At 70.8% G+C, this 16,143-nt stretch carries 15 protein-coding genes; 8 read left to right on the forward strand and 7 right to left on the reverse strand.

The annotated features are described in order from the left end of the window. Window positions 1–4: 4 nt before the first annotated feature. Complete coding sequence (locus AMYNI_RS0134335; protein ID WP_245574075.1) at window positions 5–2,137, reverse strand: phosphocholine-specific phospholipase C; 2,133 nt, start codon at window positions 2,135–2,137, stop codon at window positions 5–7. Between the two features lie 132 nt (window positions 2,138–2,269). On the opposite strand from AMYNI_RS0134335, the gene AMYNI_RS0134340 reads away from it, so the two are divergent. From AMYNI_RS0134340 to AMYNI_RS0134375, 8 genes are all read left to right on the forward strand, one after another. Then, the gene (locus tag AMYNI_RS0134340; protein ID WP_020672642.1) at window positions 2,270–2,689 is read left to right on the forward strand and encodes a DUF948 domain-containing protein; all 420 of its coding nucleotides are present in this window, start codon (window positions 2,270–2,272) and stop codon (window positions 2,687–2,689) included. Next, window positions 2,686–3,009, forward strand: coding sequence for a hypothetical protein (locus AMYNI_RS0134345; protein ID WP_020672643.1), 324 nt, complete (start codon window positions 2,686–2,688; stop codon window positions 3,007–3,009). Before AMYNI_RS0134340 ends, AMYNI_RS0134345 begins: the two co-directional genes overlap by 4 nt. Window positions 3,010–3,113: 104 nt before the next feature. Next, entirely contained in the window at window positions 3,114–5,768 is a 2,655-nt protein-coding gene (alaS, locus tag AMYNI_RS0134350; protein WP_020672644.1) for an alanine--tRNA ligase, read from the forward strand. Between the two features lie 136 nt (window positions 5,769–5,904). After that, the gene (gene ruvX / locus AMYNI_RS0134355; RefSeq protein ID WP_040406164.1) at window positions 5,905–6,399 is read left to right on the forward strand and encodes a Holliday junction resolvase RuvX; all 495 of its coding nucleotides are present in this window, start codon (window positions 5,905–5,907) and stop codon (window positions 6,397–6,399) included. Window positions 6,400–6,472: 73 nt separating this feature from the next. Further along, window positions 6,473–8,110 (forward strand): endolytic transglycosylase MltG, encoded by a 1,638-nt coding sequence (locus AMYNI_RS0134360; RefSeq protein ID WP_245574076.1) that lies wholly within the window; start codon window positions 6,473–6,475, stop codon window positions 8,108–8,110. Next, window positions 8,100–8,978, forward strand: coding sequence for a shikimate dehydrogenase (locus AMYNI_RS0134365; RefSeq protein ID WP_245574078.1), 879 nt, complete (start codon window positions 8,100–8,102; stop codon window positions 8,976–8,978). The genes AMYNI_RS0134360 and AMYNI_RS0134365 overlap by 11 nt, the downstream gene beginning before the upstream one ends. 54 nt (window positions 8,979–9,032) lie before the next feature. After that, window positions 9,033–9,617 (forward strand): GrpB family protein, encoded by a 585-nt coding sequence (locus tag AMYNI_RS0134370; RefSeq protein ID WP_020672648.1) that lies wholly within the window; start codon window positions 9,033–9,035, stop codon window positions 9,615–9,617. A gap of 10 nt (window positions 9,618–9,627) precedes the next feature. Then, window positions 9,628–10,572 carry a D-2-hydroxyacid dehydrogenase family protein gene (locus AMYNI_RS0134375; RefSeq protein ID WP_020672649.1) on the forward strand — a complete coding sequence of 315 codons (945 nt, stop codon included), beginning with the start codon at window positions 9,628–9,630 and terminating at the stop codon, window positions 10,570–10,572. A gap of 2 nt (window positions 10,573–10,574) precedes the next feature. Here AMYNI_RS0134375 and AMYNI_RS0134380 read toward each other — a convergent pair whose 3' ends face one another. The 6 genes from AMYNI_RS0134380 to AMYNI_RS0134405 all read right to left on the reverse strand — a co-directional run bounded on the left by AMYNI_RS0134380 (window position 10,575) and on the right by AMYNI_RS0134405 (window position 16,143). After that, window positions 10,575–12,089 (reverse strand): alpha/beta hydrolase, encoded by a 1,515-nt coding sequence (locus tag AMYNI_RS0134380; RefSeq protein ID WP_020672650.1) that lies wholly within the window; start codon window positions 12,087–12,089, stop codon window positions 10,575–10,577. Further along, a complete protein-coding gene (locus AMYNI_RS0134385) occupies window positions 12,086–12,901 on the reverse strand; it encodes a serine hydrolase domain-containing protein (protein ID WP_020672651.1) in 816 nt (271 codons plus the stop codon). Before AMYNI_RS0134385 ends, AMYNI_RS0134380 begins: the two co-directional genes overlap by 4 nt. 24 nt (window positions 12,902–12,925) lie before the next feature. Further along, window positions 12,926–13,651: a bleomycin resistance protein gene (locus tag AMYNI_RS0134390; RefSeq protein WP_020672652.1), complete on the reverse strand. Its 726-nt coding sequence runs from the start codon at window positions 13,649–13,651 to the stop codon at window positions 12,926–12,928. A gap of 179 nt (window positions 13,652–13,830) precedes the next feature. Beyond that, window positions 13,831–14,097: an HPr family phosphocarrier protein gene (locus tag AMYNI_RS0134395; protein ID WP_026361287.1), complete on the reverse strand. Its 267-nt coding sequence runs from the start codon at window positions 14,095–14,097 to the stop codon at window positions 13,831–13,833. A 28-nt stretch (window positions 14,098–14,125) separates the two neighbouring features. Next, window positions 14,126–15,358: a PTS transporter subunit EIIC gene (locus AMYNI_RS0134400; protein WP_020672654.1), complete on the reverse strand. Its 1,233-nt coding sequence runs from the start codon at window positions 15,356–15,358 to the stop codon at window positions 14,126–14,128. Then, window positions 15,355–16,143, reverse strand: a complete 789-nt coding sequence (locus tag AMYNI_RS0134405) for a GntR family transcriptional regulator (protein ID WP_020672655.1) — start codon at window positions 16,141–16,143, stop codon at window positions 15,355–15,357. The genes AMYNI_RS0134400 and AMYNI_RS0134405 overlap by 4 nt, the downstream gene beginning before the upstream one ends.

The following is a 16,143-nucleotide window of genomic DNA, read 5'->3' on the forward strand; positions in this document are numbered from 1 at the left end:
CGGGTCAGGCGCTGATGCCGGGGCGGCCGTCCTCGACCCGGCCGGTGAGGGTGCGGAGGAAGGCCGGGTCGGCGTCGGCGGTCACGCGGAGGTCGTACCAGCCCTGTTCGGTGGGCCAGGAGACCGGTACCGAGCGTCGCGGCGGCACCCGGACGACCTTGGTGGTGCGGCCGTAGCGGGCTGCGGCCAGCCGCAGGGTCACCGCGGTGTCCCGCGAGTTCGACAAGGTGAGTTCGAGGCCGGCGCGGTACCGGGGGAACCGGCAGCGCAGGTCGACGCCGGCGGCCGCGCCGGCAGGATCGCCGCGGAACTCCCACCAGGATCGGTTCGGTCCCTGCACGACCACGCGGTAGCCGCCGGCGCCGGGCAGTGTTTCGGTCAGCTCGCCGAGCACGTCCCGGTGCAGCGGCTCGGACGGCGCACCGGAGTAGCGGTAGACCGCGAAATGCGCGGACGACCGGCCTTCGTTGCGCAGGGTCAGCGCGAGCCCGCCCTGGCCGTCCGGCTTGCCGGAGACCGAGCACTGGTAAGGCAGGGCGCGTGCCGGACGGCGGCCCGGTTCGGTCGCCGGCATGGCCTGCTCCGCGGGCGGCTCGGGGTGCCACCGGTCGATCGGCGGCGGCACCGGCCCGGGCTTGCCGAGCCGGGGCGGGCGTCCGGCACGGGAGAAGTCGAACGCGCCGGTCAGGTCGCCGGCCACCCGCCGGCGCCACGGGCTGATGTTCGGCTCCGCCACCCCGGTCCAGCGCTCCAGCAACCGCAGCACCGAGGTGTGGTCGTAGACCTGCGAGTCCACCTTGCCGCCGATCGTCCACGGCGACACCACGGTCATCGGCACCCGCGGGCCGAAGCCCAGCGGCTGCCCGCCGTGGTGGTCCTCGTCGTCCGTCCCCGACGCAGGCGGCACCGGCGGCGGCACGTGGTCGAAATAGCCGTCGTTCTCGTCGAAGTTCACCAGCAGCGCGGTGCGCGACCAGGTGGCAGGGTCGGCGGCGATCGCGTCCAGCACCTGGTAGACGAGGTTCGCGCTGCCGACCGGGGTGGACGCGCCGGGATGCTCGGAGTCCGCCGCGGAGGGCACCAGCCAGCTCACCCTCGGCAGCTTCCGCGCCGCGATGTCCGCCCTGAGCCTGCCCACCAGCGTCTCCGGTTCGCTCCGGTACATCGCCCGGTCGAACAGGCCGCGCTCGGCGGGGGAGAGCCCGGCGCGGGCGGCGTCCAGCTGGGCCAGCAGCCGCTTCCGCTCGTCCTCGGGCTTGTCGAATAGCGCGGTGTAGAGCTCTTCGGTGGTACGAAAACCGCCGTCCATCGTGGCCAGCAGTTTGTGGCCGATCTTCTTGAACGGCACGAAGTACTCGACCGCGTTGTCGGTGAAGTTGTCCCACTCCTGGTAGATCTGCCAGGACAGCCCGGCCGCCTCCAGCCGCTCGGGATAGGTGGTCCACTCGTAGCCGGGATGGTCGTAGGAGTACGCCGCGTTGGTCACCGCGCGTTCCCGCTTGCCCGGCTCGTCGCCGACCGTGCCGGTCATCAGGAAGTTCCGGTTCGGGTTGGTGGAGCCGAAGATCGAGCAGTGGTAGGCGTCGCAGAGCGTGAAGGTGTCCGCCAGCTCGTACTGCAGCGCGATGTCGGCGCGGTCGTAGAAGGTCATCGTGGCCGGGCCCTTGGCGCCGACCCAGCCGTTGTTCCAGCCCCGGCCCCACGCCTTGCCGGTGCCGCTCCAGCTGTGGTCGAGGTCGCCGAGGTACTGGATGTCGGCCGGGTCGCGGCCAGCCCGCTCGGCCTCCCGCCGCAGGGAGAACGGCAGCACCGGGCCGCCGGGGCCGGGCTGGGCGAACACCGTGCCGCCGCCGGGCAGCTCCAGCGGGTGCGCGTCGCCGAACCCTCGGACGCCGCGCAGCGCGCCGAAGTAGTGGTCGAACGACCGGTTCTCCTGCATCAGCACGATCACGTGCTCGATCGCGTCCAGGCCGCCCCGGCGCATCGGCTCCGCCATCGCGGCGTGCAGGGAGGGCGGCAGCAGCGAACCGGTGGCGCCCGCGATCGCGGCGCCGGAGACGCCGAGCATGCGGCGGCGGGAAAGGGAGAACTCCATGCGGCAACCCTTGCCGGGGAAGATGAACGAAGCAAGAACCACGGGCGAGGTCTGAGTACCCGTGGGCGCGGGATGATCGCAGTGCGGGGTCGTCAGGCCCCGGGGTGTCGCGCGCGGTAACCTGACCGCCAATCAGGCCGCTATACCTACCCGATACCTACCCGAGGAGGGTCCGTGTCGCCCACGCAGATCGCCGCGCTGGTCGCAGCAGGTGCATTCGTGCTGTTGGTGGTGCTGCTGGCGATCCCGTTGATCAAGCTCGGCCGCACGCTCGACGAGGCCACCATCGCGATCCGCAAGGCGCACGAGAACACCGATCCGCTGCTGATCGGCGCCAACGACACGCTGACGCATGTGAACACGCAGCTGGAGCGGGTGGACGGGATCACCTCCAGCGCGGCTGCGGTGAGCGGGAACGTCTCGGCGCTGTCTTCGGTGTTCACCGCGACCCTCGGCGGCCCGCTGGTGAAGACCGCCGCGTTCTCCTACGGGATCAGCAAGGCACTCAAGGCCCGCCGCAACAAGAAGGCCGGAGCGGACAACCCCGGCAAGCACTCGCGCCGCCCCGGCCGCAAAGGGAGCAAGAAGCGATGAAGCGTCTGTTCTGGCTCAGCGTCGGTGTGGTCGGCGGCGTAGCGCTGTCCCGCAAGGCGAGGGAAACCGCTCGTCAGGCGACCCCGACGGGGTTAGCCTCGAACCTGGGCGACGCGGTGCGTGAACTGGCCGGCGCCGTCGGATCGTTCGGCGCGGAGGTCCGCGCCGGGATGAGCGAGCGGGAGCAGGAACTGCACGAGATGGTGGAGCAGCGATCGGGTGTACCGGCGCCGCGTTCGGGACGCGTGGGCAGTGCGGGTGACGGCAGGCATGCCGCACCGGGCCCCCGTCCGGCGCGAGCTCGCCGGGCGGAAGGCTGAGCCAGCCGCGCCCGCAGTACGCGCCGCCCGACCTTCCGCCGCCGCAGCCAGCAGCCCCATCCGGCACGGCGCAGTGACGCCCGCACACCTCAGGACTGAAACCAGTGGAAACACACGAGATCAACAACCGCTTCCTGACCTTTTTCGAGAATTCCGGGCACAGCAGGGTGCCCAGCGCCTCGCTGATCCTGGACGACCCGAACCTGCTCTTCGTCAACGCGGGCATGGTCCAGTTCAAGCCGTACTTCCTCGGCGAGGTGCCGCCGCCGTACCCGCGCGCGACCAGCATCCAGAAGTGCGTGCGCACCGGCGACATCGACGAGGTCGGCAAGACCACCCGGCACAACACCTTCTTCCAGATGGCCGGCAACTTCTCCTTCGGCGACTACTTCAAGGAAGGCGCCATCGAGCGCGCCTGGGAGCTGATCACCAGTTCGCAGGCCGACGGCGGGTTCGGTTTCGATCCGAGCCGGATCTGGGCGACCGTCTACGAGCACGACGCGGAGACCGCCGGGCTCTGGAGCAGGCTCACCGATCTGCCGGCCGAGCGGATCCAGTACCGCGACGCCGAGGACAACTACTGGGACATGGGCGTACCGGGGCCGGGCGGGCCCTGCTCGGAGATCTACTACGACCGCGGCCCGGAGTACGGCCGCGAGGGTGGTCCCGCGGTGGACGAGGACCGGTACCTGGAGATCTGGAACCTGGTGTTCATGCAGGAGATCCGGGGTGAGGTGAGCCCGAAGCAGGGCGGTCCCGTCCTTGGCGAGCTGCCGAAGAAGAACATCGACACCGGTATGGGCGTGGAGCGGGTCGCCTACCTGCTCCAGGGCGTGGAGAACGTCTACGAGACCGACCTGGTGCGGCCGGTGATCGCGCGGGCCGAGGAGTTCTCCGGCCACCGCTACGGCGCGAACCACATCGACGACGTCCGGTTCCGGGTGATCGCCGACCACGCGCGGTCCGGCGTGATGCTGATCGGCGACGGGGTGAACCCCGGCAACGAGGCGCGCGGCTACGTGCTGCGGCGGCTGCTGCGCCGGATCGTCCGCTCGATGCGCTTGCTCGGGGTGCACGAGCCGGTGCTGCCCGAGTTCGCCAAGGTGGTCCGGGACGCGATGGCGCCCTCCTACCCGGAGATCTCCCGCGACTTCGACCGGATCAGCGACGTGATGCGCGCCGAGGAGGAGGCCTTCCTCGCCACGCTGACCAGCGGGTCCCGGATCTTCGACATGGCCGCCGAGGAGACCAAGCGCTCCGGCGGCGGGATTCTGGCCGGGGACAAGGCGTTCCAGCTGCACGACACCTACGGCTTCCCGATCGACCTGACCCTGGAAATGGCTTCCGAACAGGGCCTGTCGGTGGACGAGGACGGGTTCCGCACGCTCATGCAGCAGCAGCGCGAGCGGGCCAAGGCGGACGCCGCGACCCGCAAGAGCGGCCACGGTGACCTCTCGGTGTACCGGCAGCTGCTGGAGAGCGGCGAGACCGAGTTCCTCGGCTACACCGAGCTGCAGGCCGCCGCGAAGGTGGTCGGGCTGCTCGCCGACGGGGCGCCGGTGCGCAGCGTCGCCGAGGGCGGGAAAGCCGAGCTGGTCCTGGACCGCACCCCGTTCTACGCGGAGAGCGGTGGCCAGATCGCGGACACCGGGGTGCTGGTCGGCTCCGGCGTCGAGCTGAAGGTGCTCGACGTGCAGAAGATCGTGCCCGGCCTGTTCGTGCACCGCGTCGAGGTGGTCAGCGGTGAGGTTGGCGTCGGCACCGAGCTGACCGGCTCGGTGGACGCGCACCGCCGGATGGCGATCGAGCGTTCGCACTCGGCCACCCACCTGGTGCACGCGGCGGTCCGCGGCGCCTACGGCAAGCGCGCGGCGCAGGCCGGCTCGCTGAACTCGCCGGGCCGGATGCGGTTCGACTTCACCACGGCCGGCGCGGTCTCCGCGGACGTGCTGACCGAGGTCGAGGAAGAGGTCAACGAGTACCTGCAGACCGACGTCGAGGTGCAGAGCTACGTCACCACCAAGGACAAGGCGCTGGAGCTCGGCGCGATCGCGCTGTTCGGCGAAAAGTACGGCAACGACGTGCGCGTGGTCGATATGGGTGAGTACTCGCGCGAGCTGTGCGGCGGCACCCACGTGGACCGGATCGGCCAGCTCGGCCTGGTCAAGCTGGTCGGCGACGCGTCGATCGGTTCCGGGGTGCACCGGGTGGAGGCGCTGGTCGGCCAGGACGCGCTGCGGTACGTGCGCAAGGAGCAGCTGCTGGTCTCGCAGCTGGCCGGCACGCTGAAGGTGCCGACCGACGAGCTGCCGGCGCGGATCGAGGACGTGCTGACCCGGCTGCGCAACGCGGAGAAGGAGATCGAGCAGCTGCGCACCCGCGAGGTGCTTGGTTCGGCCGGTTCGCTGGCGGACAAGGCGCAGGACGTGCACGGGGTGGCGCTGGTCGCCGAGCGGCTGGCCGAGGGCGTGGACTCCGGCGGCGTGCGCGCGCTGGCCGCCGAGGTCCGCAACCGGCTCGGTTCGCGGCCAGGGGTGGTCGCGTTGTTCGCCCCGGCAGGGGACAAGGTGAGTTTCGTGGTGGCGACCACCGCGGCGGCGAGGGACAAGGGGTTTGCCGCGGGCAAGCTGGTGTCCGCCTTCGCCGCGGCGGTGGACGGCCGGGGCGGCGGCAAGCCGGACCTGGCACAGGGTGGCGGGGGCAACCCGACGGGGATCGAGCAGGCCGTCAAGGACCTGCGCGAGGCGCTGGCCGGCTGAGCCGGCGCGAACCGGCCGGAAACGGCTGGCTGACCGACGAGAAACGCCCCGGCCGGAGCCTGCTTCGGCCGCCTGAACTGAAGGTGAGAGCTCATGCGGAACTGCGGCCCGGTCGGGTATTGGTCCATCGCACGTTTTGAGTGAGCAGAGGAAGCCGGACCGGCCGGGATCGTCCGATCCCGGCCCCGGCCGCCGGCTCGCGGTGGATGTCGGCTCTGTCCGGGTCGGGGTCGCGCTCAGCGATCCGGCCCCCCTGCTCGCCACTCCGGTGGCTACCCTCGTCCGTGATGAGCGGAACCAGAGCGACTTCGACCAGCTCGCCGCCCTCGTCACCGAGCACGAGGTGGTCGAGGTGATCGTGGGACTGCCCAGGACGCTCGCCGACCGGCACGGTCCCGCCGCGACCGCCGCGGTGGACTACGCGGACCGGCTGGCCGAGCGGGTCGCGCCGGTGCCGGTGCGGCTGGCCGACGAGCGGCTGACCACGGTGACCGCCGCGCGGATGCTGTCCCAGCGCGGGGTCAAGGGCCGGAAACAGCGGGCGGTGGTCGACCAGGCGGCGGCCGTGGAGATCTTGCAGGCCTGGTTGGACGGGCGCGCGGCCTTTCGCGCCCGGGAAGGCGAGCAGTGAGCGGCGTCGCCACCACGGCCAGGTCCGGCCGGAGGTGGCGGGCGACCCGCACGCGGAGCGAAGCGAGGCCAATGTGACTGAACCCTATGGTGGCGGCGACGGGCCAGGGGATCGGCGGCGGCGCCCGCCGTCCCCGCGGCAGCCCGGCCGCGAGCAGCCACCCCGCCCGCCGCGGCCGGCGCACGCCCCGCGCCCGTTGCCGCGCGAGGCGCGTCCGGCGCCCCGGCCACCCGTCCGGCGTCCCGCCCCCCGGCCCGATCCCGGGGTGTACGGGCAGCACGAGGGCGACCTGCACGCCGAGCCCCCGCCGCCGCGGCGTCCCCGCCGGGCGCAGCAGATACCGCCGGACGAAAGCCCGACCGAGCTGATCCACTTCGACGACGAGCCGTACGACAACCAGTACGACGACCTGTACGACGAGGAGATCCAGGGCGGCCGTCGACCGGAGGACGGTGCGGACGTCGAGGAGCCGTACAGCGCCGAGTACGAAGACGACGAGTACGACTACTACGACGAAGACGACGAGGAAGGCCGGGCCGAACCCGAGTACATCGAGGACGAGCGGCCGACCCGCCGGGAGCGCCGTCGCGCCGGCCGGCGACGCGGCCGCGCGTTCGGCTGGGTGGCCGCGATCGCGGTGATCGCGCTGCTCGCCGGTGGCGCCTGGTTCGGCATCACCGAGATCTTCGGCTACGAGGACTTCGAGGGCGCCGGCGAGTCCGACGTGCTGGTCCAGGTGGCCGACGGCGACTCGACCAACACCATCGCCACCAAGCTGGCGAGCTCGGGCGTGGTGGCCAGCCCCAAGGCCTTCGTGAAGGCCAGCGACGACAACACCAAGGTGCGCGGGGTTCGGCCGGGTTTCTACGTGATGAAGACGAAGATGTCCGGCGCCAGCGCGGTGGACAAGATGGTTGACCCGGTGTCCAGGGTCGGTGATTTCCAGCTCCGGCCAGGCACCCAGCTCGACGACATCAACCAGCCGGACGGCAAGGTCACCGACGGCGTGTTCGCGCTGCTGAGCAAGGCGTCCTGCGCGGAGCTCAACGGCAAGAGCACCTGCGTGCCGGTCGAGGAGCTGCGCCGGGTGGCGGAGACCGCCGATCTGGTCGCACTCGGCGTGCCGTCCTGGGCGGCCGAGTCGGTCGGCGCGGTGGAGCCGAAACGGCGACTCGAAGGACTGATCGCGCCGGGCGTGTACGACGTGAAGCCGGGTTCGGACGCCACCGGGCTGCTCACCGAGGTGCTCCGGACCTCGGCGACCCGGCTGGAGACGGCCGGGCTGCCGTCCGCGGCGAGCGGGCTGGGGCTGAGTCCGTACCAGACGCTGGTGGTCGCGTCCCTGATCGAACGCGAGGCGGTGCAGCAGGACTTCGCGAAGGTGTCCCGGGTGATCTACAACCGGCTGGCGAAGAACATGCGGCTGGAGCTGGACTCCACCGTGAACTACCTGCTCGACAAGCCGGTGGTCACCACCACCGACGACGACCGCAACCGGCCGGGACCGTACAACACCTACAAGAACACCGGCCTTCCTCCGTCGCCGATCTCCGCGCCGAGCGAGAAGGCCATCATCGCGGCCGAGAAACCCGTGGAGGGTTCGATCGTGTTCTTCGTCAAGTGCGAGAAGAACGGCATCTCCTGCTTCGCCGACACGCTCGAGCAGCACAACCAGAACAAGCGCGACGCGAAGGCCCGCGGTGCCTACTGACCTGCCTGCTGACCTGGCCGCCGCCCGCCGCGCGGCCGTGCTCGGCAAACCGGTGGAACACTCCCTTTCGCCGGTGCTGCACGGCGCCGCCTACCGCGCGCTCGGGCTGGACTGGTCTTACGAGCGGATCGAGATGGACGCGGCCGGGCTGCCCGGGTTCGCCGGCGCACTCGGCCCGGAGTGGGCCGGGCTGTCGGTGACCATGCCCGGCAAGCGGGCCGCGCTGGAGTTCGCCACCGAGGTGACCGGGCGGGCCGCCGCGGTCGGCGCGGCGAACACGCTGGTGCCGGACGGCGACGGCGGCTGGCTGGCGGACTGCACGGACGTGGACGGGGTGACCGGTGCGCTGCGGGCCGCCGGTGGCTACCGCGACGCCGCTGGACGGCCGGGGGTGGTGCTCGGTGCGGGCGGCACCGCGGCGGCCGCCGTGGTCGCGTTCGCCGAACTCGGCGTGACCGGCGTGCACCTGGTGGTGCGCGACCCGGCCAGGGCCGCCGAGACGGTGACCGCGGCCGAACAGGCCGGGCTGGCCGTCGAGGTGCACCGCTGGTCCGAAACGGACTTCGGCGCACTGGTCGCGGCGGCGTCGGTGTTGGTGAGCACCGTGCCCTCGGCCGCGCTGGCCCCGCACCTGGACGTGCTGGCCGGGGCGCGCTGCCTGCTTGACGTGATCTACCACCCGTGGCCGACCCCGCTCGCGGAGGCGGTCGGAGTCCTCGGCGGACGGCTCGCCACTGGCCTGGACATGTTGCTGCACCAGGCCTTCGGCCAGGTCGAGCTGTTCACCGGGCAGCCGGCGCCGCGCGCCGAGATGCGTGACGCGCTGCGTGCCGCGAGTGGCGGGATTCTGCCGCTGCCGCTCGGCTGAGCCTTTCGCCGGTGTTATGTTGGCCGACTGCCTGTCGAAGGGACGATCGCAGTCATGCCGAAACCGGACCGCGTGCACTACTCCGATGCCGACATCGAAGCCAGCTGGGTGCACGGCGCACCCGTGCTGAACTCCACCGTGACCATGGCCGAGTACGACCCGGCCTGGCCCGCCGCCTACGAACGCGAGGCCGCCAGGATCCGTTCGCTGCTCGGCGCCGCCGTGCTGCTGCTCGAACACGTCGGGTCCACTTCGGTGCCCGGCCTGTGCGCGAAGCCGATCGTGGACATCCTGCTGGTGCTGCCCGACTCCTCGGACGAGGACGGCTACCTGCCGGTGCTCGAAGCGGCAGGGTACCGGTTGGTGATCCGCGAGCCGGAAGACGAGCACCGCGCGTTCAAGGGCCCGGACACCGACGTCAACCTGCACGTGTACTCGCCGGACTCGGCGGAGATCGGGCGATATCTGACCTTCCGCGACCATCTGCGCACCCACCACGCCGACCGCGAGCTCTACGCCCGCACCAAGCGCGAACTGGCCGGGCGCACCTGGAAGTACATCCAGCACTACGCGGACGCCAAGAACGAGGTGGTAGACGAGATCATGGCCAGGGCGGCCCCGGTACGCCCGCTGAACTAGCGTGGCCGGTATGAAGATCGCGATTCTCGACGACTACCAGCAGGTCGCGCTGGACTACGGCGACTGGGACGCGCTCGGCGCCGAGATCGAGGTGTGCACCGAGCACATCGCCGACCCCGACGAGCTGGTGCGCCGGCTCGCCGGGGCCGAGGTGGTGGTCGCGATGCGCGAGCGGACGAAGTTCCCGGCCGAACTGCTGGCCCGGCTGCCCGAGCTGAAGCTGCTGGTGAGCACCGGTCACCGCAACGCCGCCATCGACCTGGCCGCGGCCGCGCGGCACGGCATCGTGGTGTCGTCCACCGGTTATCTCGCCGAGCCGACTGCCGAGCACACCTGGGCGCTGATCCTGGCCGCCGCCCGCAATCTGCCCGCCGAGCTGGCCTCGATGCGGGCCGGTGGCTGGCAGACCGGAGTCGGCACCGGGCTGCACGGCAAAACCCTCGGCCTGCTCGGTCTCGGCAGGCTGGGCGCGAAGGTGGCCTCGATCGGCCAGGCCTTCGGCATGCGGACCATCGCCTGGAGCCAGCATCTCACCGCGGAGAAGGCCGCGGAGCACGGCGTCACCGCGGTGTCCAAAGAGGACCTTTTCGCCCGGTCCGATGTGCTGTCGGTGCACCTGGTGCTCAGCGACCGCAGCAGGGGACTGGTCGGTGCGGCGGAGCTGTCCGCGATGAAGCCCTCGGCCATCCTGGTCAACACCTCGCGCGGCCCGATCGTCGATCAGGACGCGCTGCTGGACGCGCTGCGCGGCGAGCGGATCGGCCGCGCCGCGATCGACGTCTACGACACCGAGCCGCTGCCGGCCGACCATCCCTTCCGGGAGTTGCCCAACGTCGTGCTCACCCCGCACATCGGTTACGTCACGCGGGAGGTCTACGAAGTGTTCTACGGGGACGCGGTGGCCGACATCGCCGCTTTCCAGCGCGGCGAGCCGATCCGGGTGATGACCCCCTGACGCTAGGGAAAGGGCCGGGTGTCCGGAGCGCAGGTGGCACCCGGCTCCGGGACGGCCAGCGTGGTGAAGTACCGCACCATGGCGGCCATCGCGCAGCCGCTGTGCACGTTCAGCGACGTGTGCCCGTAGCCCTCCACGGTGAGCAGCCTGGCGTCTCCGAGCTGCTCCGCGGCCGCCCGCGCGTTGTGCCAGGGGGTGGCGGGGTCGTGTCGGCTGTTGATGATCAGGACCGGTTGCCGCCGCGGCTGGTTCCACGGCCCGGTGTAGCGGTCTTCGTCGCGGGACGGCCAGCCGATGCACTGCGCCATGCCGAACACCGCGGACGGCCCGAAGTAGGGCACCCTGGCCTGCTCCGAGGCGGCCAGGCGGTCGTAGTCCGCGGGGTCCCGCGGGTTGTCGCTGTCCACGCACTGCACCGCCAGGAACGCGGCGGAATGGGTGGGCGTATAGGGGTCCAGCAGGGGTGGGTTGGCCGCTGCCGCGCCCTGCGCCGAGGGGTACAGCGAGTTCAGCGTCTCGGCGAGGGCGGACCACCGGCCGGACTGGTAGAGCGCGCTGTCCACGGTCTTGAGCAGGGACGGCAAGGTGGTGCCCCCGATCGGCCCCTGGCTCAGCCTGGCCGCGATGTCGGCGAACTTCGCTTTCGGGTCGCCGCCGGAGAAGGCGCATTCCGGGCCGGCCTGCACGCAGGCGGCGAAGAACGCGTCCAGCTCGTCGCGTTGCGCGCTCGCGACGTCCGCCCGGACGTCCACCGGCGCGTTCTGGGTGCCTGGCGCGCCGGTCGCGTTGGCCACCAGGTCGAGCGTGCCGTCCAGGGTCAGCGCGCGAACCCGGTCGCCGAAGAGGTTCGCGTAGGTCGCGCCGAGATAGCTGCCGTAGGAGTAACCGAGGTAGTTCAGCTCCGGGTCGCCGACGCCCTGGCGCAGCAGCTCCAGGTCCCTGGCCACGTTCGCCGAGGACAGGTGCGCGAGCAGGGGGCCGGAGGCGTCCGCGCAGGACTTGCCCGTCGCCGCGCTCGCCGCGTAGAAGGCGTCGCGCTGCGCCGGCCGCATCGGTGACCCGCCGGCGGGCGGGTTCTCCGTGCCGGGGCAGCTGATCGGCGTGCTGCCGCCGATCCCACGGGGGTCGAAGCTCACCAGGTCGAACTTCGCCCGCAGCTCCTCCGGGTAGCGCTCGCCGAACCGCAGCAGGTCGCCGACCCCGCCGGTGCCGGGGCCGCCGAAGTTGAGGAACAGCGAGCCGATCCGCTGTCCCGGATCGGTGGCGGGCAGCCGGATGACCGAAAGGCCGATCTTGCTGCCGCCGGGATCGCGGTAGCTCAGCGGGACCTCGGCCGCGGCGCACTGGTACTTCCCGTGGCAGGGCCGCCATTCCAGGGCGGGCACGGCCGCACCGTTCGTGCCCAGCGCGGGCGCCACCGCGGCGGGCGGCGCGGATGCGGGACCGGGGGCCGGTACGGCGGGCGCGGTGCAGGCGGTCAGCAGCAGCGCCGCCGGTAGCAGGAACCGGCGTCTCACCGCGGCAGGTCGGCGAGCACGGCGTCGGTGAACACCGGCCAGACCTCGGCGGCCCACGGCCCGAAGTCGCGGTCGGTCAGCGCCACGCAAGCGGCACCGGCCACCGGGTCCACCCAGAGAAAGGTGCCGGACTGGCCGAAATGCCCGAAGGTCTCCGCGGAGCTGGCCGATCCTGTCCAATGTGGACTCTTGTGATCGCGGATTTCGAAGCCCAGTCCCCAGTCGTTGGGCTTCTGCAGGCCGAAACCGGGCAGCACCCCGTTCAGCCCCGGGAACACCACCGAGGTGGCCGCCGCCACCGTGCCGGGGTCGAGCAGCTTCGGCCGCTGCAGCTCGGCGGCGAAGGCGGCCAGGTCACCCGCGCAGGAAAGCGCACCGGACGCGGGGGAGCCGGGCAGGCTGGTGCCGGTCATGCCCAGCGGCTGGAGCAGCGCTTCGGAAAGGTAGTCGGCGAAGGCGATTCCCGAGTGCTCGGCGAGGAAATCACCGAGCTGCTCCATCCCGGCGTTGGAGTACAGCCGCCTGGTGCCCGGCTCGGCCACCACCTTGTGCGCGTCGAAGGCCAGCCCGGCGGTGTGCGAGAGCAGGTGCCGGACGGTCGCGCCCGGCGGACCCGCCGGGGTGTCCAGCTCCACCACGCCCTCTTCGACCGCGATCAGCGCGGCGTAGGCGGTGAGCAGCTTGGTCACCGAGGCCAGCCGGAACTCGCGGCGGAGGTCGCCGTGCCCGGCCAGTACCGCGCCGTCCGCGCCGACCACCGCCGCCGCGGCGTTGTCCACCGGCCACTGTTCGATCAACCGCACGCTCTCCATGCGGTCACCCTACGAAGCCCGGCTTCAGGCCTTCAGCTCGGCCCGCAGCTCGCCGATTCTGTGCAGTTCGTCCGGAACGCCGGCGCGTTCGTCCGCGGTGAGCTCGATGCCCTCGGCCTCGTCGAGGGTCGGCCCGGCGGACTCCAAGTCGTCGAGCCGGACCGCGAGATCGGCCCGCAGCACCAGCGCGCGGAAGCGCACCACGGCCGGTTCGTCGCTGCCCGCGTTCAGCGCGCGGTCGAGCACCTTGATCGCGGCGGCCGGGTCCTGCTTGGAGTCGCCGAGCATGATGGCCGCGGCCAGCGCGCGCTCCAGCCGGGTCCTCCCGGCGTTCTCCTTCGCGGTGGGCAGCCCGTTGGTGATCTCCCCGATCGGCTGGCCGATCCGGACGTAGTTGCCGCCGGGGTCGACCACGATGAACTGCCGGACCCCGTAGGACATGTCCTTGACCGGGTTGATCCTGGGCACGCCCCTGGACGGCACCTTGCCGAGCACGTCGCGCAGGCCGTCGGTGAACTCGCGGTAGAGGGTGTCCACGTCCTCGGTGAGCACGTAGCAGGTGCTGTAGTTGCTCGCCGGGTCCACCGCCTTGAGCACGAAGAACTGCAGGACGAAGTCGCCGCGCTGGATCGAGGCGAAGGTGTTGGGTGCTTTCTGCTGGTAGGTGACCTCGAACCCGAGGGCCCGGTAGAAGTCGAGCACGTCGTTGATCGACCGGCAGGGCAGGATCGGGATCATCACTTCGGCCATTTCGTCCTCTCGGCGGGGGTTGTGACTCAAAGTTGAGTACGGAAGCAGAGTAGAACCTCCTGCCACTGGTGCACAAGTTTGAGTATCAAGGGAGGGCGGCGAAAATGGTTCGAGGTGGCCTCCGGAGCGAGATCCGCTCCGGAGGCCACCTCGGGTACTGGGGTATTGCTGGTGGTGACCTAGCCGTCCAGGTCGGTGGCCACCAGTTCGGCGACCGCGTCCACGGCCGCCTGCGCGCCCTCGCCCTCGGCGGTGATGACGACCTCGTCGCCGTGTCCGGCGGCCAGGGTCATCAGGTTGAGCACACTGCCGGCGGCTACCGGGTCACGGCCGTCCTTGGCGATCTGCACCGGCACCGGCTGTGCCGCGGCGGCCTTGGCGACCAGGGCGGCCGGCCTGGCGTGCAGGCCCACCTTGCTCGCCACCGTGACTCGTCGTTCGGGCATGTTCCTTACCTTTCTGCTGCCTGGAAAATCACTTCGCGGCGGTCGATTCGAGGTCCGCCTCCACCGAGTCGTCCTCGCGGCCGGGGGTCCGCAGGTTCCACTTGACGATGACCCAGCGGAAGAGGAAGTAGTAGATCAGTGCGTAGACCAGCCCGATCGGGATGAGCAACCAGGCCCGGCTGGCCGCCTCGTGCGTGGAGTTCAACGCGAAGTCGATCGCGCCCGCCGAGAACGAGAAGCCGAGGTGGATGTCCAGTGCGTTGACCAGTGCCATCGAGATACCTGTCAGCACCGCGTGGATGAGATACAACGGCCATGCGACGAACATGAACGCGAATTCGATGGGTTCGGTGATGCCGGTGAGGAAGGAGGTGAACGCGGCGGCGATCATCACACCGCCGACGACCTTCTTTTGGCTGGGTTTGGCGGTTTGCCAGATGGCGAGTGCGGCGGCGGGTAGGGCGAACATGAAGATGGGGAAGAACCCGGTCATGAATGCGCCGCGGGTGGGGTCGCCCTCGAAGAATTGGGTGAGGTCGCCGCCGTCGAAGATGAACCAGACCGGGACGTTGAGCAGTTGGTGCAGGCCGATCGGGATGAGCAGCCGGTTGAGCATGCCGTAGATTCCGCCGCCGACGACGGCGTTGCCGGTGACTGCTTCACCGAGGGCGTGGATGCCGTCGTTGACTACGGGGAAGATCAGGCCGAAGACCACACCGATCAGCAGTAGTGCGAAGGAGTTGATGATCGGCACGAATCGGCGGCCGCCGAAGAACGCCAGGTAGGGCGGCAGTTTGATGCGGTGGAACTTCTGCCAGAGGATCGCGGTCACCAGGCCGACGACCACACCACCGAGCACGCTGAAGGGCCACTTGATCGGCTGGAGCCACCAGCCTTCCTTGAAGCCCTCCATCTCGTTGATCGGTGCGAACACCTGGACCACGCTGTTGAACACGACGAAACCGACCACGGCCGCGACACCCGTGGAACCGTCGCCCTTACGTGCGAAACCGACCGCGATGCCGACGGCGAAGAGCAGGGGCAGCCAGTTGAACAGCCCACCACCCGCGGCGCCGAGCACGGCGGCGACCTTGTCCCAGCCGAGTCCGTCCTTGCCCAGCAGGTCGTCCTGGCCGAGACGGTTGAGCAGACCGGCCGCGGGCAGTGCGGCGATCGGGAGCATCAGGCTGCGGCCGAAGCGCTGAAGGCCAGCCAGCCCCCTGCGCTTCCCCTTCGCCCCCTCCGCGGTGGTAGCGCTCATCGGGTACCTCCATATTTGGATTGATGGCCGAAATCCGGGGAATTCCGGTCTAACTGCATGGTCACCTGGTAGTGATCACCCCGGTACCAGGACGTCATGTCCTCCACGGGATCTCCCTGGTAGCTGGAGACCCGCCGGAACGCGAGCAGCGGGCTGCCGGCGCGGATGCCGAGCAGCCGTGCGGTCTCGCGGTCCGCGGACTCCGCCCAGACGGTCTGCCACGCGTGGTCGAGGCGGATGTCGTACCGCTGCGCCAGTTGTGCGTAGAGCGATTGGGTGAGGTCCAGATCGAGCAGCCCCGGCACCCGGCCGGGGTGGTACCAGCCGCGTTCCACGGCCAGCGGCACGCCGTCCGCGCGCCGCACCCGGACCAGCCGGTGTGCCGGCTGGCGGTCGCCGAGCCCGAGCGCGCTCGCCGACGGCGCCGGCGGGATCTCCGTGGTGCCGCGGACCAGTTCGGTGGTGGGCACCCTGCCGCGGCGCCGCATGTCGTCGGTGAACGACATCAGGTAGAGCTGGAGCTCCATTCGCCGGGTCGCGGTGAACGTGCCCTTGCCGCGCACCCTGGACAGCAGGCCCTCTTCGACCAGCTTGCCGATCGCCGAGCGGACGGTGAGCCGCGAGACCTGGTACCGCTCGGCGAGCTCCCGTTCGGACGGGATGGACGAGCCGGGCGGCAGTTCGCTTTCCACCGCCCGGCGCAGGATTTCGCGCAGCTGCGCGTGCTTCGGGGTCGGACCGTCCACAACGCGATCGGACGGCGGTACCTGCGCGGCGCTGCTCAT

It is taken from the genome of Amycolatopsis nigrescens CSC17Ta-90 (genome assembly GCF_000384315.1).
Lineage (GTDB): Bacteria > Actinomycetota > Actinomycetes > Mycobacteriales > Pseudonocardiaceae > Amycolatopsis > Amycolatopsis nigrescens.